The sequence below is a fragment of the Massilia sp. Leaf139 genome (assembly GCF_001424165.1).
GTDB lineage: Bacteria > Pseudomonadota > Gammaproteobacteria > Burkholderiales > Burkholderiaceae_D > Telluria.
Genome location: NZ_LMOJ01000023.1, coordinates 305379 through 328653 on the forward strand (window position 1 = coordinate 305379; position 23275 = coordinate 328653).

Sequence of the window (23275 nt, forward strand, 5' to 3'; positions counted from 1 at the left end):
TTTCGCATGCCGACCGCCTCTTGCACGGAAAGCCAATTGACGAGATACTGTACGGAATTACAGTAGTCGGCCCCGGCCGCCGCCAGAGTGAACGCCCCCGCACGTAAAATCATCCATTGCGATTGCGACTGCTTCTATGCGTCGGTCGAGATGCGCGACGATCCGTCCCTGCGCGGGCGTCCGCTCGCCGTCGGCGGCCGTCCCGACCAGCGCGGCGTGGTGGCGACCTGCAATTACGAGGCGCGCCGCTACGGCATCCATTCGGCGATGGCCACCGCCCAGGCCATGAAGCTGTGCCCGGAACTGCTGGTGATTCCGCCGGCGATGGAAAAATACCGGATCGCCTCGCGCCAGATCATGGAGATCTACGCCGACTACACGGAGCTGGTCGAACCGCTGTCGCTCGACGAAGCCTATCTCGACGTTTCGAATTCGCCGCACTGCAAGGGCAGCGCCACCCTGATCGCCCAGGAGATCCGCCAGCGCATTTTCGAGACCGTCGGCATCACCGCCTCGGCCGGCGTGGCGCCGAACAAGTTCGTCGCGAAAATCGCCAGCGACTGGAACAAGCCGGACGGTCTGTTCCTGGTGCGCCCGGAAGAAGTCGATGCCTTCGTGGCGGCGCTGCCCGTGAAAAAGCTGCACGGCGTCGGCAAGGTCACGGCGGCGAAACTGAATAAACTGGGCGCGCAGACCTGCGCCGACCTGCGCGGCTGGACGATGCAGGAGCTGCAGCACCACTTCGGCAGTTTCGGCGCGCGCCTGCACGACCTGTGCCGCGGCATCGACAACCGCGAGGTCAGCGCCGAGCGCGAACGCAAATCGGTCAGCACCGAGGAGACCTACACCAACGACGTGCCGGATTTGCCGGCCTGCCTGACGCTGCTGCCCGACTTATACGAACACCTGCTCGGCCGCATCAAGCGCGCCGGTGCCGAAAAATTCATCAATAAACTGTTCGTGAAAATCAAATTCGCGGACTTCCAGCAGACCACCGTCGAGTGCGTCGGCTATGCGCCGCACCTGCCTACTTTTGCCCGCCTGATGGAAACCGGCTGGCTGCGCGCCAGCCGCCCGGTGCGCCTGCTGGGCGTCGGCGTGCGCCTGGGCGACACCGAACATGTCGAACAACTGAGCCTGTTTGACGAACACGCAACACATTAAAACGTTGTTGTTGCCACGTGAAAATACGGCGACAGCAACGTGTAGAATGTCGTTCCCCTGAAATACTGAGACAACAGAAAGCAACTATGTGGTTCAAGAATCTTCAGATTTACCGCCTGCCTGCACCCTGGGCTTTTACGCCTGAACAGATGGAAGAGGCGCTCGCGCCGATGGCGTTTACGCCCGCTAACAGCAACGAATTGCTGCGTCAGGGCTGGGACACCCCGCGCCCGAACGGTGGTCTGGTTCACGTCGTCAACAAGCAGATGCTGATGATGCTGGGCACCGAAAAGAAGCTGCTGCCGAGCTCGGTGATCAACCAGGTCGCCAAGGCCAAGGCTGCCGAACTGGAAGAGCAGCAGGGTTTCCCGCCTGGTAAAAAGGCGATGAAAGAATTGAAGGAACGCGTGGCCGACGAACTGCTGCCGCGCGCATTCACCATCCGCAGCAACACGTTTACCTGGATCGACCCGGTCAATGGCTGGTTAGTGGTCGACGCCGCCAGCCCGGCCAAGGCCGACGACGTGGTGAAACTGCTGCTTAAAGGCGTGGATCGCATGCCGCTCGAATCGCTGCGCGTGCAGCGCTCGCCGGTCGCCGTGATGACCGGCTGGCTGGAATCGGACGAAGCGCCCTATAACTTCACGATCGACCAGGACACCGAACTGCGCGCCACCGGCGAAAGCCGCGCCGCCGTGCGTTACGTAAAACATTCGCTTGATCCGGAAGACATCCGCCGCCACATCGCCGCGGGTAAGCAGTGCACCCGCCTGGCGATGACCTGGAACAGCCGCGTCAGCTTCGTGCTGACCGAATCGCTGGCGATCAAGGGCATCAAGCCGTTGGACGTCATTAACGAAGGCGGCGCCGTCACCCACAGCGACGACGAACGTTTCGACAACGACATGATGCTGATGACCGGCGAGCTGGCGAAATTGCTGGCCGACGTGGTCGACGCGCTGGGCGGCGAAGCCAAGGCCTAAGATTTTGTAGGGTGGACGGCTCCGCCGTCCACGCGTTCAGCGAACACCTGAACCAGCTCGTCGCGGGCTGATCATCCGCTGCTTGAACGCTTGGACGGAGAACCTGTCCACGCTACGTAAAACGGATCCGCTCGGATCCGTTTTGCATTGGCGCTTTACTTCGCGCTTGCCACCTCATCGCTGGTGGCCGGCTCCTCACTTTTTCCATCCGTATAAGTCGCACCCTGGCGGTTCTCGTGCGGTGCCGGCTTGCCCGGCAGCGGCGGCAGCGCCTTCGCCTTTTCGAGGTCGATGCCGGCGACTTGCGCCACGCGGCGGCCGTAGTCCTCGTCGCAATGCCACAGGTGCCAGACCATGCGCAGCTGCACGACTTCCGGACATCCCTTCAGGTCGCCGCCGACATTGTTCACCAGCTCGTCGCGTTCCCAATCCTCGAACGTCCGGTAGCGGTCGCCCGCCTGCTGGTAGTCGGCGCGGGTGTTGGTGGTCTGGTAGCGGCCCAGGTGGCCCTCGACGTACTGGTGGTAGTCGCGCGCCGGCTTCGGGGCTTCCTGGGTGCCTCCCAGCAGGCTCGGCTCGTAGTTGATGTGGCGGTTTTCTCCGCTATCGTCGACGATATACGTCATCTGGCCGTCGCGCTGGTTGGTGCGCGGGCGCGCCCGTTCCTGGGGTGCGTTGATCGGCAGCTGCAGGTAATTCGGGCCGACGCGGTAGCGCTGGGTGTCGGAATAGGACAGGGTGCGGCCCTGCAGCATCTTGTCGTCCGAAAAATCGATGCCGTCGACCAGCACGCCGGTGCCGAAGGCCGACTGCTCCGTCTCGGCAAACACATTCTCCGGATTGCGGTCGAGTACCATGCGCCCCACGGGCAGCAGCGGGAACTGGTCTTCCGGCCAGCGCTTGGTGTCGTCAAGCGGGTCGAAGTCGAGCTCGGGATGCTCGCCGTCGGCCATGATCTGCACGCAGAATTCCCACTCCGGATAATCGCCGCGCTCGATCGCATCGTACAGGTCACGGGTGGCGTGGCTGGTGTCGTGCGCCTGGATCTCGGCCGCCTGGGCCGCGGTGAGGTTGCGCACGCCCTGGCGCGGCTGCCAGTGGAATTTCACCAGGTGGGCCACGCCCTCGTCGTTGATCAATTTATAGGTGTTGACGCCGGAGCCTTCCATCTCGCGGTAATTTGCCGGGATGCCCCAGGGACTTTTCACCCAGGTGACCATGTGCAGCGCTTCCGGCGAATTGGCGACGAAATCGTAAAAGCGCCAGGCTTCCTGCTGGTTCGTTACCGGATCCGGTTTGAAGGCGTGGATCATGTCCGGGAACTTGATCGCATCGCGGATGAAGAACACCTTTAAATTGTTGCCGACCAGATCCCAGTTGCCCTCGACCGTCTTCAGTTTCACGGCGAAGCCGCGCGGGTCGCGCGCCGTTTCCGGCGAATCCTTGCCGCCGATGACGGTCGAGAAACGGACGAACACGGGCGTCTGCACCCCGGTCTCGTTGAGTACGCGGGCGCGCGTGTATTTGGATGCCGGCTCGTCGCCGATCTTGCCATAGGCTTCGAAATAGCCGTGGGCGCCGGTGCCGCGCGCATGCACGACGCGCTCGGGGATGCGCTCGCGGTCGAAGTGGGTGATCTTCTCGATGAACTGGTAGTTTTCGAGCGTGGCCGGGCCGCGCTCGCCGACCGAACGCAAGGACTGGTTGTCACGGACGGGATGGCCCTGGCGCGTCGTTAAAATTGGACGGTCAGACATTTGCAACTCTCCTCTCGGTGCGTGGAGAGAAAAGTATAGGAAGTTCTATGGAAGGGCAGCGCGCTGCTGCCCTGTGGAATCGTGGAGCTTACAGCGGCTGGAACACGCCGGCGGCGCGATTCTTGGTCACATTATCCCAGGCGAATACTTGGCCGTTCATGCCGACATACACGCCAGGGGCCAGCGTTTGCGCCACGCCGCAGGCGAAGCCGAGGTTGAACAGGGCGTCGGAATTGGCGATCTCGTAGGGGATCATGGCGCCGGTCAGGACGACCGTCTTGCCGAGGTTTGCCGCGCCGAGCACGGCGGCCGTCTGCGGCATGGTATCGGTGCCGTGGACGATGACGATCGCCTTTTCGCTTGCGGCCTGGCAGGACGCGAGGATGCGCGCGCGGTCAACGTCCTGCATGTCGAGCGAATCGAGCAGCGGCAGCACTTCCAGTTCGACCGGAATCGTCAGGCGCGCGCGCTTGAGGACGTCGGGCATGTGGCTATCGGAAAAGCCGAGCACGCCGTTCAGCTCGTTGTAGTGTTTGTCGAAGGTGCCGCCCGTGGCGATGAGTCGCAAAGTCATATCGGTTTATACACGCAGTAAAAAAAGGTGGAACATCATAGCGTCAAACCGTAGTGTATCCATATGTGACTACGCTAGAATCGACCGGATCGGATGAGTAGACTGACCTTTTACCAAGGGCAAGCCCTAAGAATTTCATGAAAGCCGTTGCTCCAGGAACCGTTATTTTTCACCGTCATCGTGGCTATGGCGTGATCACCCATGTCAACCTGCTGACGGGCTGGATTTCCGCCCGCTTCGGCAACGAAGCGCGCACGCTCGACCTGAATTTGTCGAGCGACGAAGTGCAGCATGCCGATGGCGAGCCGATCCTGTTCCGGCGCGCGCCGCCCGACCGCATGCCGCATGCGCGCCTGATGGCCGTCGTGCGCGAACTGCACCAGGCCGGTTACCAGAAACTGTATCTGTATTCCTGGCCCAAGCCCTCGGGCCTGCACTGGCGCTGGCATCTGTTCACCGGCCAGCGCAACTGGATGCAGCGTTCCTGGCGCGAAGGCTGGTATGGATCGGGCGCCGAGTACAACAACAATCCGGTCATGGGATGGGGAGATACGCCCGGCGCCAGTACCGAGGAACTGATCCACGCGCTGGCGAAATTCGATCCGCAAGGCCTGGCCCAGGCGCTGGGACGCGACGAGGATCACACGGCCTGGTTCGCCGCCACCTGCGACGCGCTGCTGCCGGGCTATATGTACAGCCTGAACATCGAGCGTCCCCCCGGTGGCGGCCTGATCAACGCGCCGCCGGTGCCGGTGGTGGCCGTGCGCGCCGGCTTGCCGGCCTATGCCGGTCCCGAGATCGGCTGGCCGCCGGGCTGGGCAGGGCTGTGGACGCGCTCCCACGTGATGCCGGCGAAGAAGATCAATCTGACGGGCGAGCCGGAACTGCGCTGACGCATTCAACTAAACCGTTTCCTGTTTCGTTAATTTTTTGGTTAGCAGCGGCATCACGTAGGGTAGGCATGCCCACGCGGAACGATGACCATTGTTCGCTCATGCATTCCACGACGATGCGCAATTGCACGCGGGCATGCCCAGTGAACCCGTAGTCGAGGCCATTGGCCTCGACTACTCCTGCAACACCTCTGGATTCAGGATGTTCGTCGGCTTGCCTGCCGCGAACTGCACGATGTTCTCGAACGCCGCCCTGAAATACAGTTCGTAACTCTCCTGCTCGACATACCCCAGGTGCGGCGTCGCCAGCACCGTCGGAATCCGCAGCAGCGGCGCGTCAGCTGGCAGCGGCTCATCTGTAAAAACGTCCAGCGCCGCCATGCCCGGCCGTCCGGCGTGCAGGGCCGCTTCCAGCGCGCCCGTTTCCACCAGTTCCGCCCGGCTCGTGTTCACGAATAGGGCGTCCGGCTTCATGCGCGCCAGGTCGGCGCCGGTGACGATGCCGCGCGTGGCGTCGGCCAGGCGCAGGTGCAGGCTCAGCACATCGGCCTCGGCAAAGAACGCCTCGCGCGAAGCGGCGGCATCCAAGCCGTCGGCCAGCGCCGCGGCGCGGCTGGCCTCGCTGCCCCAGACCAGCACCCGCATCCCGAAGGCGCGGCCGTAGCCGGCCAGCAGCTTGCCGATCTTGCCGTAGCCCCAGATCGCCAGCGTGCGCCCGTGCAATACCCGGCCCAGTCCGTTGAGCTGGGGATTCACGGAGGCGCTCTGCCACATCCCTTCTTTCAGGTTGTTCGCATAGGGAACGATCTTGCGGCTGGCCGCCATGATCAGCGCCCAGGTCAATTCGGCCGGGGCGGTGGGCGAACCGGTTCCCTCGGCGATGGCGATGCCGCGCGCCGTGGCGGCGGCGACGTCGATATGTCCGCTGACCTTGCCCGTTTGCGAGATCAGTTTCAGGTTCGGCACTTTGCTCAGCAGGGCGGCGGACAGGATCGTGCGCTCGCGGATCAGTACCAGGGCGTCATAGGACGCCATGCGGATCGCCAGCTGGCCGAGGCCGCGCGCGGAATTATTGAACACTTTGACCTCGTGACCGTCCAATATTTTGTAACAGGCGAGACACGGCACGGCGTTCTGGTAGTCGTCAAGAATGGCAATTTTCATCGGAGTTGCGCGAAGTTATGGATGAGCACGTAAAGGAATAACGCGTTCCCGGCGAATCGAAGTAGCCCACTACAATAGTCAACTATATTTCCTACATTTTTCGATTCGAAGAGCTTGAATCGCCGTTTGGGGGGTGTACAATCGGCCGATTATTAAGGGTTTGACAGCACCGAAGTGTATATCAGCCCCGGCTTCACCGTTCCACCGCCTCGCCACCGGGGCCGCCGACACGACCGCCGTACCGCCGCTCCCCTGGCGCCAGGGACTGCATCCAGTCCCGGAACTCTGCGACGATCCTGCCGTGCCGGAACCATACAGAATTCTTAATTGTTGGAGGTACCATGAACCAGCCCGTGATGAGCGGTGTCGCCGCCCTGAACGTCCCAGACCACGTCAAACACCAGAAGCTCATCAATTGGGTGGCGGACATCGCCGCCCTGACCAAGCCTGACGCCATCTACTGGTGCGACGGCTCGGAAGAAGAGTACGACCGCCTGTGCGCCCAGATGGTCGAAGCCGGCACGATGAAGCGTTTGAATCCTGCCCTGCGTCCGAATTCCTACCTGGCCCAATCCGACCCGTCGGACGTGGCGCGCGTCGAAGACCGCACCTATATCTGCTCGGCTACCAAAGAGCAGGCTGGCCCGACGAATAACTGGACCGACCCGGCCGAAATGCGCACGACCCTGAACGGCCTGTTCGACGGCTGCATGGCCGGCCGCACGATGTACGTGGTGCCGTTCTCGATGGGCCCGCTGGGTTCGCCCATCGCCCACATCGGCGTCGAGCTGTCCGACTCCCCTTATGTCGCCGTCAACATGCGCATCATGACGCGCATGGGCAAGGCCGTGTACGACGTGCTGGGTGCGGACGGCGAGTTCGTGCCATGCGTGCACACGGTCGGCATGCCGCTGGTGCATGGTCAGAAGGATGTGCCATGGCCATGCAACAACACCAAATACATCGTCCACTATCCGGAAACCCGCGAGATCTGGTCTTACGGTTCCGGCTACGGCGGCAACGCGCTGCTCGGTAAAAAATGCTTCGCGCTGCGTATCGCTTCGAACATGGGCTACCAGGAAGCCCAGCAAGGCGGCACCGGCTGGCTGGCCGAACACATGCTGATTCTCGGCGTCGAGTCTCCGCAAGGCGACAAGCAATACGTCGCCGCCGCTTTCCCTTCGGCCTGCGGCAAGACCAACTTCGCCATGCTGATCCCGCCGACCTCGTTCAACGGCTGGAAAGTCACGACCATCGGCGACGACATCGCCTGGATCAAGCCGGGCGCCGACGGCAAGTTGTACGCCATCAACCCGGAAGCGGGCTATTTCGGCGTCGCCCCGGGCACCAACGACAAGACCAACTCGAACTGCATGTCCTCGCTGCGCGAGAACGTCATCTTCACCAACGTCGCCCTGACCGACGACGGCGACGTCTGGTGGGAAGGCATGACGAAAGAGGCGCCTGCGCACCTGATCGACTGGCAGGGTAAGGACTGGACGCCGGCATCGGGCACCAAGGCCGCCCACCCGAACGCCCGCTTCACCGTCGCCGCGACCCAGAACCCGGTGATCGATCCGGCCTGGGACGATCCGGCCGGCGTGCCGATCTCGGCCTTCATCTTCGGCGGCCGCCGCTCGACCACCGTGCCGCTGGTCACCGAAGCGAATAACTGGGTCGAAGGCGTCTACATGGCCGCGACCATGGGTTCGGAAACGACCGCCGCCGCCGCCGGCCAGATGGGCGTCGTGCGCCGCGATCCGTTCGCGATGCTGCCGTTCATCGGCTACAACATGAGCGATTACTTCCAGCATTGGCTGGATCTCGGCAAGAAAGTCGAAGCCAAGGGCGGCGCCGCACTGCCGAAGATCTTCTGCGTCAACTGGTTCCGCACCGACGAGTCGGGCAATTTCGTCTGGCCAGGTTATGGCGAGAACATGCGCGTGCTGAAGTGGATCCTCGACCGTAGCAATAGCGGTGCCGAAGGCCAGGCCGGCGCCGGCACCCAGCACCTGTTCGGCACCTCGCCGAACTACGGCGACCTGAACTGGGAAGGCACGGAGTTCACCGAAGCGCAGTTCAAGCAGATCACCTCGATCGACCAGGACGCCTGGCGCGAAGAGCTGAAACTGCACACCGAGCTGTTCGAGAAGCTGTCGTACCACCTGCCGCAAGAGCTGGTGAACACGAAAGCGAAGCTGGAACAGCAGCTGGCGCAGTAAGTTTCTGAGGAGGGCGGCCGTTTGAAAACGGCTGCGCGTAAGAAAGGGCAGCGCCGTGGGGTGCTGCCCTTTTTTTGTGGCGCTGTTTGCGCTGCCGGTTTTCGTAGGGTGGGCTCTGCCCACGCGGGATCATCGCCTGAATAGTGGAAATAAGGCCGCGAGTTCGCACAGGCCGTATCCGCGTGGGCGGAGCCCACCCTACAAGATCGGGTTACTCCAGCAGCGTTACTTCGGTCTTTTTTCCACCAAACCCATCGAACACGCGCCGGTGGCAGGCATACGACATCGCATCGTCGCGCTCGTAGTATCCGCCCACCCATTCCAGCAAAAACTGCAGCTTGCTCTGCTGTGCCTCCATCGACGCATACTTGTGCGGCTCCCACGGCCGCTTGCGGTTGTTCTCCAGGCACACCGCGCGCCCCGGATTCATGAACGTCAATTCGGAACAGTAGGGCAGCGCCGCTTCCACCAGCTCGCCATAACAGCCTTCCGCCACCCAGGCATCGTGCCCGCTGACGAAGGCGAGCAAGTCGGCGCGTACCGCGTCCGGTGCGCGCGGCACGGCGATCTGGCCGGGTTCCCAGACGATGGTGTCGAGATCCAGGTGCGCCAGCCCATGTTGCTGCGCGAGCGCGCGTGCCCGGTAGGACTTGCCGGAACCTGAATTGCCCATGATGAGTAAGCGCATTGTCATGACCCTCTCTGCTTTTCTTTTGAAGTCTGAATATGAACCCCGGGCTTCAGCCGGCACCGTAGCCGACGCCGCGCGCCATGGCCGCGGCAAAGATCGGGATCAGCGCGAACACGTGGATCTCGATCAGCAGCAGGCGGCGCACCTTATTGACTTCCTCCAGCGGCGGCACGAAGGCGGCGTCATGCCTGGCCGCCTTTTTCCAGGCCGCGATGCGCAGGGTCGGCGGGATCGACACCAGGCCGACCACGGCGAAGGTGGCCATCTTGCCCCAGAACGCATGGTTGTGGAAGTAGAAGTCCGGCCCCTTGGCGCCGTAGTACACGCGCACGAACCCGGCGGCGAGGATCGCCAGCGCCAGCGCTCCGTAGGCGGCGTCGAAACGCCCCAGCAGCTTGACGGTGTGCGGCGACATGGCGGCCGGGCGCATGAGGGCCAGTTCGGCGGCCAGCACGGCGGCGAGGCCGAAGACGATCAGGTGGTGGATGCTGGCGAGCAGGAAGTCGGTCATGATGGTTCGCTGAGCAGTGGAGGGTGGTTCCACTGTAGCGCATCTGAATCGTAGGGTGGGCACTTGTGCCCACGCGGATTCAGCGCTTGCGTTCTCGCGGCGGTGTTTCGGCTACTCAACCTGTGTACCGCGTGGGCACGAGTGCCCACCCTACAACATCCAAAAGCAAAAAAGGCAGAGCCGCGGCTCTGCCTTTTCTCAGCGATACATGAAGCTTACTGCTTCAACAGCGGCCCCAGATACTTGCCCGTCACACTGGCCGGATTCTCCGCCACCTCTTCCGGCGAACCGGTCGCGACGATCTTGCCCCCGCCGGCGCCGCCTTCCGGCCCCAGGTCGACGATCCAGTCCGCGGTCTTGATCACGTCCAGGTTGTGCTCGATGATGGCGAGCGTGTTGCCCTGGTCGCGCAAGCGGTGGATCACCTTCAGCAGCAGGTCGATGTCGGCGAAGTGCAGGCCGGTGGTCGGCTCGTCCAGGATGTACAGGGTACGGCCCGTATCGCGCTTCGACAGTTCCAGCGACAACTTGACGCGCTGGGCCTCGCCACCCGACAAGGTCGTCGCGCTTTGCCCCAGTTTGATGTAGCCGAGGCCCACGTCCAGCAGGGTCTGCAGCTTGCGCGCGATCACCGGCACCGGCTTGAAGAACTCGTGCGCGTCTTCGACCGTCATCTCCAGCACTTCGGTGATGCTCTTGCCCTTGTAGTGCACCTCGAGGGTCTCGCGGTTGTAGCGCTTGCCGTGGCAGACGTCGCAAGGCACGTACACGTCCGGCAGGAAGTGCATCTCGACCTTGATCACGCCGTCGCCCTGGCAGGCTTCGCAGCGGCCGCCCTTGACGTTGAACGAGAAGCGTCCGGCCGAATAGCCGCGTTCCTTGGCCGTCGGCACCGTCGCGAACAGGTCGCGGATCGGCGTGAACAGGCCGGTGTAGGTCGCCGGGTTCGAGCGCGGCGTGCGGCCGATCGGCGCCTGGTCGACCGAGATCACTTTATCGAAGTGTTCCAGGCCGAAGATTGCATCGTGCGGCGCCGGTTCCGTCTGCGAGCCGTACAGATGGCGCGACAGGGCCGGGTACAGGGTGTCGTTGATCAGCGTCGATTTACCGGAACCCGAGACCCCGGTAATGCAGGTCATCAGGCCGACCGGCAAGCGCAAGGTTTCGCCTTTCAGGTTGTTACCCGTCGCATTCGTGATCACCAGCTGGCGCTCGGGATTCGACTGCGTTCTCTTCTTCGGCACCACGATCTTGCGCCGGCCGTCCAGGTACTGGGCCGTCACCGAGTGCTCGTTTGCCATGATTTCGTCGAGCGTGCCTTCGGCGATGATCTGGCCGCCGTGCACGCCCGCGCCCGGGCCCATGTCGACGATGTAGTCGGCGGTGCGGATCGCATCCTCGTCGTGCTCGACCACGAGCACGCTGTTGCCGATGTCGCGCAGGTGCTTCAGGGTCGCGATCAGGCGGTCGTTGTCGCGCTGGTGCAGGCCGATCGAGGGCTCGTCGAGCACGTACATCACGCCGGTCAAACCGGAACCGATCTGCGACGCCAGACGGATGCGCTGCGCTTCGCCGCCCGATAGGGTGTCCGCGCTGCGGTCGAGCGACAGGTAGTCGAGGCCGACGTTGTTCAGGAATTTCAGGCGCGCCGTGATTTCCTTGATGACGCGCTCGGCGATTTCCTTCTTGGCGCCGGTCAGCTGCAGGGTCTCGAAGAATTCCAGCGTGTCGCGCAAGGGCTTGTCGGACACCTCGTAGATCGCGCGCTGCTGCGCGCCCTGGCCGATTTTCACGAAACGCGCTTCGGTGCGCAGACGCGCGCCGTCGCAGGCCGGGCACTTCTTCTCGTTGATGAATTTGGCGAGTTCTTCCTTCACCGCCATCGAATCCGTCTCGCGATAGCGGCGCTGCAGGTTGTTGACCACCCCTTCGAAGGTGTGCTCGCGGATCACGGTGCGGCCGCGCTCGTTCACATAGGTGAACGGAATCGCCGTTTTACCGGAACCGAACAGCACGGCATCCTGAGCAGGCTTCGGCAGCTGCTCGAAGGGTTTGTCGAGGTCGAACTCGTAGTGCGCCGCCAGGTTCGACAGCATCTGGAAATAGAACTGGTTGCGGCGATCCCAGCCCTTCACGGCGCCGGAAGCGAGCGACAGGTTCGGGAAGGCGACGATGCGCTTCGGATCGAAGAACTCGATGTGGCCAAGGCCGTCGCACTGCGAGCAGGCGCCCATCGGGTTGTTGAACGAGAACAGGCGCGGCTCGAGTTCCTGCAGCGAATAGCCGCAGACATTGCAGGCGAATTTATTGGAGAACACGGTTTCTTTTTCCGTGTCCATCTCGTAGGCGACGGCGCGGCCGTCGGCCAGGCGCAGCGCCGTCTCGAAGCTTTCGGCCACGCGCTGCTTGATTTCCGGGTTGACTTTGACACGGTCGATGACGACGTCGATCGAATGCTTTTCGGTCTTCTTCAGCTTCGGCAGCTCGTCGATCTCGTAGATCTTGGCCGCGTTGACGCCGCTCTGGATGCGGAAGCGGATGAAACCTTGCGCCTGCATCGCGGCAAACAGATCGCTGTGTTCGCCCTTGCGGCCGGCCACGACCGGTGCCAGGATCATCAGCTTGGTGCCTTCCGGCATGGCCAGCACGGAGTCGACCATCTGCGAGACGGTCTGCGCCGCCAGCGGCTCGTGCGGGTGATCCGGGCAATAGGGCGTACCGACGCGCGCGTACAGCAGGCGCAGGTAGTCGTGGATTTCGGTCACGGTGCCCACCGTCGAGCGCGGATTGTGCGAGGTCGCCTTTTGTTCGATCGAAATCGCCGGCGACAGCCCCTCGATCAGGTCGACGTCCGGCTTTTCCATCAGTTGCAGGAACTGGCGCGCATAAGCCGACAGCGATTCGACGTAGCGGCGCTGGCCTTCGGCATACAAGGTGTCGAAGGCAAGCGAGGATTTACCCGAGCCCGACAGGCCGGTAATTACGATCAGCTTGTTGCGCGGCAGGTCGAGATTGATGTTTTTCAGGTTGTGCGTGCGGGCACCACGAATACGAATTTCTTCCATTAAATTTGGCAGGCTTTCAATAAGTTTTGCGGGGCCACGCACGATACTGTCGCGTTGGGCGGGCCAATCGAGGGGAATCTGCTAGTGTAGCGCGTTTTTATGACGGCTGTACATTCATCCAGTACTATGGTGTACCAGCGATGGCATTTGCCATGCCGTCCCGGCACGCCAGCGGAAATCGACAATACCCCGGTCTGTCGTAAGTGGGCCGTTTGCTGCCGGCTTCAATGGCAAACCGTTCAGAATCCGAAAATAAATTTACGGGCGCTGCCGACGGGCGACGACGACCGCGATTCGTCTGTTTTGCGCCGCTCGAAAGGCTGAGTGAGACCAATAAAATGTTCTTTATAAGCCGGCAGTTCGGCCCCATAATATCGTGCTGCATTACCAGTTCCCTGGCGCTTAGACAGAGTGCAGAGCCAGGGCTTACATCATCCTGAAGGAGCAACATCATGGCATCAGTTAACAAGGTCATCATCGTCGGCAACCTCGGCCGCGATCCGGAAATCCGCTACATGCCGAGCGGCGACGCCATCGCGAACATCGCGGTCGCCACCTCGTTCAAGTCGAAGGATCGCAACACCGGCGAGCAGAAAGAGCTGACCGAATGGCACCGCATCTCGTTCTTCGGCCGCCTGGCCGAGATCGTCGGCCAATACCTGAAGAAGGGTTCGTCGGTCTACGTCGAGGGCCGCCTGCAGACCCGCAAGTACACCGACAAGGACGGCATCGAGCGTTACGCCACCGACATCGTCGCTGAAAACATGCAGATGCTGGGCGGCCGTTCCGGCATGGGCGGCGGCAACGACATGGGCATGGACGACGGCGGCGGCTACGACGCGCCACCGCAGCGCCAGCAGGCCCCACGCCAGGCGCCACCGGCCCCGGCAGCACGCCCGCAGCCGCAGCGTCCGGCGCCGAACTTCTCGGACATGGATGACGACATCCCGTTCTGATCGATCGCCAGGTCGCAGCACATCAAAAAACCCGCAACTTGCTTGCGGGTTTTTTTACGTCCCCCTTCTACACCTATTTATCGACCCGCATCTCGAAGCCGCCATAAATCATGCGCTTGCCGTCGAAGGCCATGTTCTCGGGCTTCATGAACTCGGCCATGCGCGGATCGTTCATGACCTTGTCGTTGGCTTCGTCGCGCTTGGCGCGCGACTCGTAGACGATCCAGGAAAAAATCACGACTTCGTCTTCTTTCAACTGCACGCTTTGGGGAAACGAGGTCAGTTGACCCGGCTTGACGTCATCGGCGACGCACTCGCGAAATTCGAGGGCGCCGTGGTCGCGCCAGATCGTGGCGCATTGGCGCGCCATGTCCAGGTAGGCATCGAGCTTGTTCTTTGGAACCGGAATCACAAAACCATCGACATAGGCCATGACATTCTCCTTGGGTTGAATACCGATGAGACCTCGATGAAGCGATAAAAATCCGTCCTATTCTTTGCCCGGCGCCGGACTGGCCGCCGTTTCCTCCTCGACGATCGTGTAGACCCCGCCCGCCGTGGCGCCAGAATTGTTCTTCCTGGCGCGCAGGTCGCGGTAGACCGCGGCGCGCATGATCAGCATCGACACCACCGGCGCCGTCATCAACAGGAAGACGGAAATGATCACCTCGTGCACAACCAGGCGCGACTGCGCCACCGTGAAGTAGACCATCGAGGCGATCAGGATGCAACCGGCGCCGAGCGTGATGGTGATGGCCGGGCCGTGGATGCGCTGGTAAAAGGTGCGTAGGCGCAGCAGCCCGAGGGCACCGATCAGGATGATCGAGGCGCCGAGGAACAGCAGTAGCGCGACGACCAGCGCGGCCCAGGCGGGCAATGCGGCGATGCCGTTCATTCGATGATCTCCCCGCGCATCAGGAATTTCGCCAGCGCCACCGTGGAGACGAAGCCGACCAAGGCGATCAGCACCGCCACCTCGAAATAGACTTGCGTGCCGAAGCGGATGCCCAGCACCAGGGCCAGCAGCATGCCCGACATCCACAGCGTATCGAGCGCCAGCACGCGGTCGTGGGCGGAAGGGCCAAGCAGCAGGCGTAGCGCGCACAGCAGCATCGCCACCAGCACGCAGACGAGCGCATAGCCGATCGAGAGTTCAAGCAAGGTCGCCACGGGTACGCTCCGTTTCAAAGATGTCGATCAGGGGGCGCTCGTAGCGCGTTTTGATGGTGTCGATCCACCATTGTTCGTCGTGCAGGTCGAACACGTGCAGCGACAGTTCGTGGCGTTCGGGCAGGATCTCGACCCAGACCGTGCCCGGCGTCATGTTGATCAGGCAGGACAGCATGGCCAGGCCATACGGGTCGCGCATGGTCAGGGGGATCAGGATGAATTCGGATTTCACGTTCGCATGGTTGGCGAACAGGATGATGCGGCAGACGTTGAAGCAGGAGCGGACGATCTCGACCGAGGCCATGCCCAGCAGCCGCAACAGGGTGGCGGGCGCGCGCAGGCGCGGGTAGCCGAGCGGCTGCAGGCGCCGCACCAGGGGCGGCACGGCGATGCCGAGCACGGCGCCGAGCAGGATGCTGGCAACATCGAAGGCCTGGTTCAGCAGCAGCCACAGCGCGCACAGCGCCAGCGATACGATGGGGTAAGGCAGCCAGCGGCTCATGGCGTCTCCTTGCCGCTCGTCGGGCCGCTGCTGGGCTTAGCTACCGGTGGCTCTGCCAGCACCCGCCGTGCGTACTTGCCGCTGTCGTGCAGGTCGGCGCTGGCGCGGCCGAGATAGTCGAACAGCGGGCGCGCCTGCACCGTCATCGCCAGCGAGATCAGCAGCAGGGCCGTGATCGGCGCCACTTCCGACAGGTGCAGGCGCGGCGGCGCGACGATCTCGGCGGCCCAGAAGGTGCGCACGCCGAAGCGCAGCATCGAGATCACGGCGATCAGGCCGGAGACGATCACCAGCGCCATCAATGTCCAGCCGGTGGCGCCGATGGCACCGCTGCCACTGCCGCTCAATGGCGGATTGAGCAGCGCATGAAACATGCTGAACTTAGCCACGAAACCGGACAGCGGCGGCAGGCCGGCGATCATCAGCGCGCAGGCGGCAAAGGCGAGCGAGAGGAAGGCCATCGCGGCCGGCACGCCTTTGCCGCGCGGCTCGTCGGGGGTGTCTTCGACCACCCAGGCTTCCATGGTCAGCGCCAGTATCGCCGCGCCCGGGGTGCGGATACGGTCGATCAGTTCGATCAGCAGCAAAAATGCCGCCACCGCCAGCGTCGAGCCAATCAGGTAGTACAGGCCGGCCGTCACCAGCGAGGGCTGGCCATAGCCGATCACGGCCAGCAGGGTGCCCGAGGAGACCACGGCGCTGTAGCCGGCCATGCGCCCGGCGCTGTCGCTCGCGAGCATGCCGGCCGCGCCAAAGACGATAGTGGCCATGCCGCCCCAGACCAGGGCGTCGTAGCCGAAGCCGGCAGCCAGGCCCGCATCGTCGCCGAACAGCAGCAGCCACAGGCGCAGAACGACATAGGCGCCGACCTTGGTCATCAAGACCAGCATCGCGGCCACCGGCGGAGAAGCGGCAGCATAGGTGGTCGGCAGCCAGAACCCGAGCGGCCACATCGCGCCTTTTACCAGGAAGGCCAGCGCCAGGGTCGCCACGCCGACTTTTAATAAGCCAACTTCGTCCGGGCCGATGGCGGCGATGCGCACGGCGAGATCGGCCATGTTCAGGGTGCCGGTGGTGGCGTAGATCAGGGCCGTACCGAGCAGGAACAGCAGGGCCGCGGCCAGATTCACGGCGATGTACTGCATGCTGGCGCGCAGGCGCTCGGCGTTATAGCCGTGCAGTACCAGGCCATACGAGGCGGCCAGCATCACCTCGAAGAACACGAACAGGTTGAACAGGTCGTGGGTCAGGAAGGCGCCGTTGATCCCCATCAGCAGGAACTGGAACAGCGAGTGAAAGTGCACCCCGATCCGGCTCCAGCGCTGCATCGCGAAGTGCAGCGCGGCCAGCGCCAGCACGGCTGTCAGCAGCAGCATCAGGGCCGCCAGGCGGTCGGCCACCAGGGCGATGCCGAAAGGCGCGGCCCAGTTGGCGGCAAGGTAGACGCCGATGCCATCGGGCCAGGCGCCGCCGTCGGCATCTACCATCAATGCCAGCGCCGTGATCAACAGGCCCAGCACCGAAGCATAGCTGAGCGCGAATTTCAGATGGTGGCGGCCCTGGGTCAGCGGCACCAGCAGCGCGCCTACCACCAGCGGCAGCAGCACCGGCAGAATAACCAAGTGTTGGGCGAGTTGTTGCGCCATCATACTTCGGGCTCCTCGCCGTCGACATGGTCGGTGCCGGTCATGCCGCGCGCGCCGATCATCACCACCAGGTACAAGGCCGTGGTGGCGAAGCCGATCACGATCGCGGTCAGCACCAGCGCCTGCGGCAGCGGATCGGCCAGCACGCTGGGGTCGATCTTGCTGCCGGCCGGCGTGAAGGGCGGCTGGTCGAGCCAGACGCGGCCCATGATGAAGATGAACAGGTTGACGGCATACGACATCAGCATCAGGCCGGTCAGCACCTGGAAGCTGCGCGGGCGCAGCAGCAGCCAGATGCCGGCGCCGAAGACGATGCCGATGGCGAGCGAAAGAACAGCTTCCATTAAGCGGCTTCCATTATGCGATCTCCTTGGCCGGCGGGATGGTGCCGCGCGTGGCGCCGGGCGGGGCGCGGTGGCTGCGCAGCGACTGGTGCGCCAGCGCGACCAGGATCAGCATGGTCGTGCCGACCACCACCAGGAACACCCCGAGGTCGAACACGAAGGCGCTCGGCACGTGGATCTCGCCCAGCAGCGGCAGGGTCAGGTGCGCGGTATGGCTGGTGAGGAAGGGGTAGCCGAACAGCCAGGCGCCCAGGCCCGTGCCGCAGGCGGTGAGCAGGCCCCAGGCGATCCAGCGGTGCGGACGCAGGCGCAATTGCGACTCGACCCAGTCGGTGCCGGCCACCATGTACTGGACGATGATCGCGGTGGCGAAGATCAGGCCGGCCACGAAACCGCCGCCCGGCAGGTTATGGCCGCGCATGAAGAAGTAGACGGCGATGATGCCCATGAAGGGCAGCAGGAAGCGCAGGTAGACGGCCGGGATCATCAGGTAGCCGCTGCTCGCCTGCCGGGCCGGCGTCTGCGTCGCCGCCGGATCGACGTCGCTGGCCTGCTGCACGGGGATGGCGACGCTTTCCGGCGCCGGGCGGAAGCGGCGCAGCAGCGCGTACACCGTCAGCGCCACGATCGACAGCACCGTAATTTCTCCCATCGTGTCGAAGCCGCGGAAGTCGACCAGCAGCACGTTGACGACGTTCGCGCCGCCGCCCTCGGTGAGCGCGCGTTCGAGGAAGAAGTCGCTGATGGTGGCGGGCGGTTTTGTGGCGAGCAAGGCGTAGGTGGCGGCGGCCAGCCCCAGGCCGCCGGCCACGGCGACGGTGCCGTCGCGCCCGCGGCGCAGCCAGCTACTGGCCGGGATGCGTGCGGCCAGGCCGGGCGGGGCGAAGCGCGGCGGCAGCCAGCGCAGGCCGAGCAGGATCAAGACCGTGGTCACGGTTTCGACCATCAGCTGGGTCAGCGCCAGATCCGGCGCCGACATCCACAGGAAGGTCAGGCTGGTGACGACGCCGGTGCCGCCCACCAGCAGCAGCGCCACCAGGCGGTGGTACTTGGCCTGGTAGGCCGCGCCCAGGGCGCAGGCCGCGCCGATCAGCCACAGCAGGGCGAACAGCGGGTCGAGATCGGTCACGCGCAGCGGCGGCAGCGCCGGCAATGGCCGCACCAGCAGCAGCGGCACAAGCACCATCGCCACCATCAGCACCAGCAGCTGCAATTGCAGGCGCCGCGTACTCGTCCAGCGCACCAGCCAGGTCGCCGCCTGGGCCAGCGCCAACAAGCTGTTCTCGTAGGCCTGGGCGCCGTTCAGGCGGTACAGCACCGGCACGCGCTCGCGCTCGGCCAGGCCGGCATAGCGCCGCAGCAGCACGTAGAACAGCAGGCCGCCGGCCAGCGCCGCCGCGCTCATCAGGAGCGGCAAGTTAACACCGTGCCAGATGCCGAGATCGTATTCGGGCAGGGCCGGGCCCAGCACGGCGTTCGCCGCCACCGCCAGCACTTCGCCCACCGCGCGCTCGGGCATCACGCCGACCGCGATGCACAGCACCACCAGGCATTCGACCGGAAAGCGCATCCAGCGCGGCGGCTCATGTGGAGCGTGCGGCAGGTCGTCGGACAGCCGCCCGAAGAACACACTGATGAAACGCAGCGAATAGGCCACGCTGAACACGCCCATGGCCACCGCCGCATACGACATCGACCAGTCCTCGGTGCCGCCCACGAGCATAGTCTCGGCGAAGAACATCTCCTTCGACAGGAAACCGTTCAGCAGCGGCACCCCGGCCATGGCGGCGCTGGCGACGATGGCCAGCGCGGCCGTATAAGGCATGGCCTTGCCCAGGCCGCGCAGCTGGCGCATGTCGCGCGTGCCGGTCTCGTGGTCGATGATCCCGACCGCCATGAACAGCGAGGCCTTGAACACGGCGTGGTTCATCGTGTGGAACACGGCCGCTACCACCGACAAGGGCGTACCGATGCTGAGCAGGGTCACGATCAGGCCCAGGTGACTGATGGTCGAATAGGCCAGCAGCCCCTTCATGTCGTTCTGGAAGATGGCGAACAAGGAGCCGATCAGCAGGGTGCAGACGCCGGCCGCGCCCAGGATCCACGTCCATTCGTCGGTGCCGGACAGGGTCGGCCAGAAGCGGATCAGCAGGAACACGCCGGCCTTGACCATGGTCGCCGAATGCAGGAAGGCGGAGACCGGCGTCGGCGCCGCCATCGCGTGCGGCAGCCAGAAGTGGAAGGGGAATTGCGCGCTCTTGGTGAGGGCGCCGAGGGCCACCAGCACCAGCGCCGGCAGGTAGAGGGCGTGGGCGCGCACCCGCTCGCCCGCTTTCAATACGGCGTCGAGGTCGTAGCTGCCGACGATATGGCCGAGGATCAGCACGCCGGCCAGCAGGCACAGGCCGCCGGCCGTGGTCACCGTAAATGCCATGCGCGCGCCGCGGCGGGCGTCGTTGCGGTGCTGCCAGTAGCCGATCAGCAGGAAGGAGGTCACGCTGGTCAGTTCCCAGAACACGACCAGCTGGATCAGGTTGCCCGACAGGACAACCCCGAGCATCGAGCCCATGAAGGCGAGCATGTAGGCAAAAAAGCGCGCCACCGGGTCGCGCCGCGACATGTAGTAGCGCGCATACAGCAGCACCAGCAGGCCGATGCCGAGCACCATGACGGTGAACAGCCAGGCCAGGCCGTCCATGCGCAGCACCAGGTCGAGTCCCAGGTCGGGCAGCCAGGCGTAGTGCTCGCGCAGGATCTCGCCCTCGCTCACCCGGCCGAAGGCGCCGATGGCCAATATCAGCGCCGCCAGCGTGACTGCGCCGGCCACCGCCGCCGGGCGGTTGCGCGACCCGGTCGGCATGCAGGCGGCGACCAGGGCGCCGAGGAAGGGGAGAACGACGAGCAGCGAGAGCATCGGCCTTATCCGGAACGCGGCGGCGGAGGCGTGGCGGCGCGCGGGCAGGCGCACTGCGCGCGCAGGTCGGTGGCGGGCAGCAAGCGGCGTGGTGCTGCGGCATTAATACTGTTGTTCACGCGTGCCTCCACAAGGTTCCGGACTCAAACCTGGTCTACTTTACCGGGTTTGTGGCAAGGACGGCAACGCGTTAGCCGGGCAGGGCGGGTGCAATCCGCCCCGATCGCCTTCGTTTCAGCCCAGCGCGGCCTCGATCGCGGCCACCAGCGCCGGGTCGTCCGGCTTGACGTCGGGGGCGAAGCGGGCCACTACCTGGCCGTCGCGGCCGACCAGGAATTTCTCGAAATTCCACATCACGTCGGACGGGTTCTTCGGGCTCAGGCCGTGCTGCGCGAGCTTGTCGCCGAAGCTGCTGCCGGGCGCTTGCCGCGCCTGCGGCTGGGCGGCGACGAGTTCGCGGTAGAGCGGGTGGCGTCCCTCGCGGTTGACCTCGACCTTTTCGAACATCGGGAAGCGCACGCCGTAATTACGCTGGCAAAAATCGGCGATCTCTGCCTCGCTGCCCGGTTCCTGGGCGCCGAAATCGTTGCAGGGAAAGCCGAGGACGACGAGGCCGCGTTCTTCGTACTGCTCGAACAGCTTTTCCAGGCCGGCGTATTGTGGCGTCAGGCCGCATTGCGATGCGACGTTCACGATCAGCATGACCTTGCCGCGGTATTCGCCGAGGGTGGCGTCCTGGCCTTCGAGGCGATGCAGCGGGATATCGAACAGGGTGCTCATGGAGGCGATCCTCATGGTTGCGGAAATGGCTATCCTACTCCGCATGGCGCATGCCTGCTGGCGCCGGGCGGAAAACGGCTTGCGCGGCAGCGCTTGACGGCGCCGCCCGCGGCCCTTATAAGCCTCTCTTCACAAGGACGAGCCACCCATGACGCAGGACGACCATCGAGCCATTGCCAGTGCCGAGTGCGCACGCCGCCAGGCGCGCCTGCTCCATGGCCTGCGCGAGTTCGTCGCGCGCGAACGCGAGGCGGCGCAGCAGAAGCTCTACGAGGTCTGGCAGCAGCCGCTGCACGATCGCCTGGCCAAGGGCCTGAGCCAGCAGTTCCTGCGCCTGGAGGCGGGCCCCGAGAAAGGAACGGCCTGGGCCTATGTGGGCGGCTACGAATCGCGCTTTCGCAAGGGCGACCTGGTCTGCCTGCATGGCGGCTCGCCCTTCGACGCCATGCTCGCGCGCGGCGCCGTGTTCGAGGCCGAGGAGGAAGGGCGCTGGCTGCTGCGCCTGGGCCAGGCGGCGCGGGTCGTCAAGGAAGCTGGCGGCGCGCCCTGCTATGCCGATCCGGACGATTTCGACCTGACCAAGTATTACAAGGAAGTCCTCGACGACATCGGCCAGACCATGCCGCCATCGCGCGCGCACCGCTGCCTGATGCCGCTGCTCGAAGGACGCATCAGCAACGAATTCGATCCGCGCGATTTCGAGGAAGCGGAAAGCCTGGCCCTGCGCGCAGGCCTGAACGCGGCCCAGGCCGAGGCGGTCGGCAAGATCGTCGCCGCCGACCTGGTGGCCTGCATCCAGGGCCCCCCCGGCACCGGCAAGACGCGCGTGCTGGCGCTGGCCGTGCGCCTGCTGGTCGAACGCGGCGAGCGGGTGCTGGTCACCTCGCACACCCACATGGCGATCAACAACGCGCTCAACAAGATCGCAGGCGAGGGCGTGCGCACCGCGAAAATCGGGCGCCTGACCGGGGTCGACAGCCTGGTGCCGGGCGTGACCCTGGCCGCCAGCTTCGCCGAATGGCATGGCCGTCCCATGGACGGCGGCTACGTGGTCGGCGCCACGCCCTTCGCCACCTGCGGCAAGGGACTGGAAAACTGCGAGTTCGATACCGTCGTGTTCGACGAAGCGAGCCAGGTGACGCTGCCGCTGGCGCTGATGGCGATGCGGCGCGGCGCGCGCTATGTCTTCATCGGCGACCAGAAGCAGCTGCCGCCGGTGCTGCTGGCGCGCTCGGTGCTGGAGGATATCCCCGGCTCCATCTTCGCCAAGCTCACCGCGCACAATGTCGACAGCGTGATGCTGACCGATACCTACCGCCTGAACGCGGAACTGACCGCCTGGCCAAGCCAGGCCTTCTATCAGGGCCGCCTGCGCGCGGCCGGGCCCAACCGCGAGCGCAAGCTGCAACTGCGTCCGCGCGAGGATGGCGATCCGTTCGACGCCGTCCTGCGCGACCCGGCCAGCCTGGTCTTCATTCCGACCCTGGACGACAGCGCGCGCAGCCGCAACCATCAAGATGCGCAGCTCGTTGCCGACCTGTGCGCGGCGGCCATCGAGGGCGGCCTGGCGCCGGGCGAGATCGGCATCGTCACGCCCTTTCGCGCCCACGGCCGCACGGTGCGCAGCGCGCTGGCCGAGCGCTTCGGCTGGCACACGGCACGGGCGATCGTCGCCGACACCGTCGAGCGCATGCAGGGCCAGGAGCGCGAATTGATCATCCTGACCCTGGCCGCGGGCGACCCGCGCTTCCTCGCGGCGATCGCCGACTTCTTCTTCCAGCCCGAGCGCCTGAACGTGTCGGTGACGCGGGCGATGACGAAACTGGTCATCATCGGCCCCGAGCTGCCGCCGGAGTTCGATTCCCATGACGCGCGCATGGCGCATCACTTGCGCCTGTACCGCGGCCTGCTGGCGGCGGCGCGCCGCATGGACTGCTAG

At 64.5% G+C, this 23275-nt stretch carries 20 protein-coding genes; 6 read left to right on the plus strand and 14 right to left on the minus strand.

What is annotated here, in order from left to right:
- Nucleotides 1–150: 150 nt before the first annotated feature.
- Nucleotides 151–1164: a DNA polymerase IV gene (gene dinB, locus ASF77_RS15520; protein WP_056341094.1), complete on the plus strand. Its 1014-nt coding sequence runs from the start codon at nt 151–153 to the stop codon at nt 1162–1164.
- An 86-nt stretch (nt 1165–1250) separates the two neighbouring features.
- Nucleotides 1251–2147 carry a recombination-associated protein RdgC gene (locus tag ASF77_RS15525; protein ID WP_056341096.1) on the plus strand — a complete coding sequence of 299 codons (897 nt, stop codon included), beginning with the start codon at nt 1251–1253 and terminating at the stop codon, nt 2145–2147.
- 155 nt (nt 2148–2302) lie between these two features.
- On the opposite strand, the gene ASF77_RS15530 is transcribed toward ASF77_RS15525, so the two are convergent.
- Both ASF77_RS15530 and ASF77_RS15535 read right to left on the minus strand, forming a co-directional pair.
- Nucleotides 2303–3904, minus strand: a complete 1602-nt coding sequence (locus tag ASF77_RS15530; protein WP_056341098.1) for a catalase — start codon at nt 3902–3904, stop codon at nt 2303–2305.
- Between the two features lie 88 nt (nt 3905–3992).
- Entirely contained in the window at nt 3993–4478 is a 486-nt protein-coding gene (locus tag ASF77_RS15535) for an asparaginase domain-containing protein (RefSeq protein WP_056341100.1), read from the minus strand.
- A gap of 137 nt (nt 4479–4615) precedes the next feature.
- On the opposite strand from ASF77_RS15535, the gene ASF77_RS15540 reads away from it, so the two are divergent.
- Nucleotides 4616–5371: a hypothetical protein gene (locus ASF77_RS15540; RefSeq protein ID WP_056341102.1), complete on the plus strand. Its 756-nt coding sequence runs from the start codon at nt 4616–4618 to the stop codon at nt 5369–5371.
- Between the two features lie 174 nt (nt 5372–5545).
- On the opposite strand, the gene ASF77_RS15545 is transcribed toward ASF77_RS15540, so the two are convergent.
- Nucleotides 5546–6535: a D-2-hydroxyacid dehydrogenase family protein gene (locus ASF77_RS15545; RefSeq protein ID WP_056341104.1), complete on the minus strand. Its 990-nt coding sequence runs from the start codon at nt 6533–6535 to the stop codon at nt 5546–5548.
- Between the two features lie 341 nt (nt 6536–6876).
- Between ASF77_RS15545 and ASF77_RS15550 the strand changes: the two genes are divergently transcribed.
- Entirely contained in the window at nt 6877–8757 is a 1881-nt protein-coding gene (locus ASF77_RS15550; RefSeq protein ID WP_056341106.1) for a phosphoenolpyruvate carboxykinase (GTP), read from the plus strand.
- 211 nt (nt 8758–8968) lie between these two features.
- On the opposite strand, the gene ASF77_RS15555 is transcribed toward ASF77_RS15550, so the two are convergent.
- The 3 genes from ASF77_RS15555 to uvrA all read right to left on the minus strand — a co-directional run bounded on the left by ASF77_RS15555 (nt 8969) and on the right by uvrA (nt 13024).
- Entirely contained in the window at nt 8969–9451 is a 483-nt protein-coding gene (locus ASF77_RS15555; protein ID WP_200934187.1) for a hypothetical protein, read from the minus strand.
- 46 nt (nt 9452–9497) lie between these two features.
- Complete coding sequence (locus tag ASF77_RS15560; protein ID WP_056341110.1) at nt 9498–9959, minus strand: DUF2214 family protein; 462 nt, start codon at nt 9957–9959, stop codon at nt 9498–9500.
- A gap of 215 nt (nt 9960–10174) precedes the next feature.
- On the minus strand, nt 10175–13024 hold the full coding sequence (gene uvrA, locus ASF77_RS15565; protein WP_056341112.1) for an excinuclease ABC subunit UvrA: 2850 nt from the start codon (nt 13022–13024) through the stop codon (nt 10175–10177).
- Between the two features lie 452 nt (nt 13025–13476).
- On the opposite strand from uvrA, the gene ssb reads away from it, so the two are divergent.
- Nucleotides 13477–13980 carry a single-stranded DNA-binding protein gene (gene ssb, locus ASF77_RS15570; protein WP_056341114.1) on the plus strand — a complete coding sequence of 168 codons (504 nt, stop codon included), beginning with the start codon at nt 13477–13479 and terminating at the stop codon, nt 13978–13980.
- 73 nt (nt 13981–14053) lie between these two features.
- Here ssb and ASF77_RS15575 read toward each other — a convergent pair whose 3' ends face one another.
- The 8 genes from ASF77_RS15575 to ASF77_RS15610 all read right to left on the minus strand — a co-directional run bounded on the left by ASF77_RS15575 (nt 14054) and on the right by ASF77_RS15610 (nt 21336).
- A complete protein-coding gene (locus tag ASF77_RS15575; RefSeq protein ID WP_056341116.1) occupies nt 14054–14413 on the minus strand; it encodes a DUF1428 domain-containing protein in 360 nt (119 codons plus the stop codon).
- A gap of 57 nt (nt 14414–14470) precedes the next feature.
- Complete coding sequence (gene mnhG, locus ASF77_RS15580; RefSeq protein ID WP_056341119.1) at nt 14471–14875, minus strand: monovalent cation/H(+) antiporter subunit G; 405 nt, start codon at nt 14873–14875, stop codon at nt 14471–14473.
- Nucleotides 14872–15150 carry a K+/H+ antiporter subunit F gene (locus ASF77_RS15585; RefSeq protein ID WP_056341121.1) on the minus strand — a complete coding sequence of 93 codons (279 nt, stop codon included), beginning with the start codon at nt 15148–15150 and terminating at the stop codon, nt 14872–14874. The genes mnhG and ASF77_RS15585 overlap by 4 nt, the downstream gene beginning before the upstream one ends.
- A complete protein-coding gene (locus tag ASF77_RS15590) occupies nt 15134–15652 on the minus strand; it encodes a Na+/H+ antiporter subunit E (RefSeq protein WP_056341123.1) in 519 nt (172 codons plus the stop codon). Before ASF77_RS15590 ends, ASF77_RS15585 begins: the two co-directional genes overlap by 17 nt.
- Entirely contained in the window at nt 15649–17298 is a 1650-nt protein-coding gene (locus tag ASF77_RS15595; RefSeq protein WP_056341267.1) for a monovalent cation/H+ antiporter subunit D, read from the minus strand. Before ASF77_RS15595 ends, ASF77_RS15590 begins: the two co-directional genes overlap by 4 nt.
- A complete protein-coding gene (locus ASF77_RS15600; protein WP_056341125.1) occupies nt 17298–17642 on the minus strand; it encodes a Na+/H+ antiporter subunit C in 345 nt (114 codons plus the stop codon). Before ASF77_RS15600 ends, ASF77_RS15595 begins: the two co-directional genes overlap by 1 nt.
- Before the next feature lie 13 nt (nt 17643–17655).
- Nucleotides 17656–20556, minus strand: coding sequence for a monovalent cation/H+ antiporter subunit A (locus ASF77_RS15605; protein ID WP_056341127.1), 2901 nt, complete (start codon nt 20554–20556; stop codon nt 17656–17658).
- Between the two features lie 234 nt (nt 20557–20790).
- On the minus strand, nt 20791–21336 hold the full coding sequence (locus ASF77_RS15610; RefSeq protein WP_056341129.1) for a glutathione peroxidase: 546 nt from the start codon (nt 21334–21336) through the stop codon (nt 20791–20793).
- 148 nt (nt 21337–21484) lie between these two features.
- Here ASF77_RS15610 and ASF77_RS15615 point away from each other — a divergent pair, with 148 nt between their 5' ends.
- Nucleotides 21485–23275, plus strand: a complete 1791-nt coding sequence (locus tag ASF77_RS15615; protein WP_056341130.1) for a DEAD/DEAH box helicase — start codon at nt 21485–21487, stop codon at nt 23273–23275.

Coding starts and splice junctions, on each gene's coding strand:
- dinB (WP_056341094.1), top strand. CDS start 151: ATGCGCGACGATCCGTCCCTGCGCGGGCGTCCGCTCGCCGTCGGCGGC.
- ASF77_RS15525 (WP_056341096.1), top strand. CDS start 1,251: ATGTGGTTCAAGAATCTTCAGATTTACCGCCTGCCTGCACCCTGGGCT.
- ASF77_RS15530 (WP_056341098.1), bottom strand. CDS start 3,904: ATGTCTGACCGTCCAATTTTAACGACGCGCCAGGGCCATCCCGTCCGT.
- ASF77_RS15535 (WP_056341100.1), bottom strand. CDS start 4,478: ATGACTTTGCGACTCATCGCCACGGGCGGCACCTTCGACAAACACTAC.
- ASF77_RS15540 (WP_056341102.1), top strand. CDS start 4,616: ATGAAAGCCGTTGCTCCAGGAACCGTTATTTTTCACCGTCATCGTGGC.
- ASF77_RS15545 (WP_056341104.1), bottom strand. CDS start 6,535: ATGAAAATTGCCATTCTTGACGACTACCAGAACGCCGTGCCGTGTCTC.
- ASF77_RS15550 (WP_056341106.1), top strand. CDS start 6,877: ATGAACCAGCCCGTGATGAGCGGTGTCGCCGCCCTGAACGTCCCAGAC.
- ASF77_RS15555 (WP_200934187.1), bottom strand. CDS start 9,451: ATGACAATGCGCTTACTCATCATGGGCAATTCAGGTTCCGGCAAGTCC.
- ASF77_RS15560 (WP_056341110.1), bottom strand. CDS start 9,959: ATGACCGACTTCCTGCTCGCCAGCATCCACCACCTGATCGTCTTCGGC.
- uvrA (WP_056341112.1), bottom strand. CDS start 13,024: ATGGAAGAAATTCGTATTCGTGGTGCCCGCACGCACAACCTGAAAAAC.
- ssb (WP_056341114.1), top strand. CDS start 13,477: ATGGCATCAGTTAACAAGGTCATCATCGTCGGCAACCTCGGCCGCGAT.
- ASF77_RS15575 (WP_056341116.1), bottom strand. CDS start 14,413: ATGGCCTATGTCGATGGTTTTGTGATTCCGGTTCCAAAGAACAAGCTC.
- mnhG (WP_056341119.1), bottom strand. CDS start 14,875: ATGAACGGCATCGCCGCATTGCCCGCCTGGGCCGCGCTGGTCGTCGCG.
- ASF77_RS15590 (WP_056341123.1), bottom strand. CDS start 15,652: ATGAGCCGCTGGCTGCCTTACCCCATCGTATCGCTGGCGCTGTGCGCG.
- ASF77_RS15595 (WP_056341267.1), bottom strand. CDS start 17,298: ATGGCGCAACAACTCGCCCAACACTTGGTTATTCTGCCGGTGCTGCTG.
- ASF77_RS15600 (WP_056341125.1), bottom strand. CDS start 17,642: ATGGAAGCTGTTCTTTCGCTCGCCATCGGCATCGTCTTCGGCGCCGGC.
- ASF77_RS15605 (WP_056341127.1), bottom strand. CDS start 20,556: ATGCTCTCGCTGCTCGTCGTTCTCCCCTTCCTCGGCGCCCTGGTCGCC.
- ASF77_RS15610 (WP_056341129.1), bottom strand. CDS start 21,336: ATGAGCACCCTGTTCGATATCCCGCTGCATCGCCTCGAAGGCCAGGAC.
- ASF77_RS15615 (WP_056341130.1), top strand. CDS start 21,485: ATGACGCAGGACGACCATCGAGCCATTGCCAGTGCCGAGTGCGCACGC.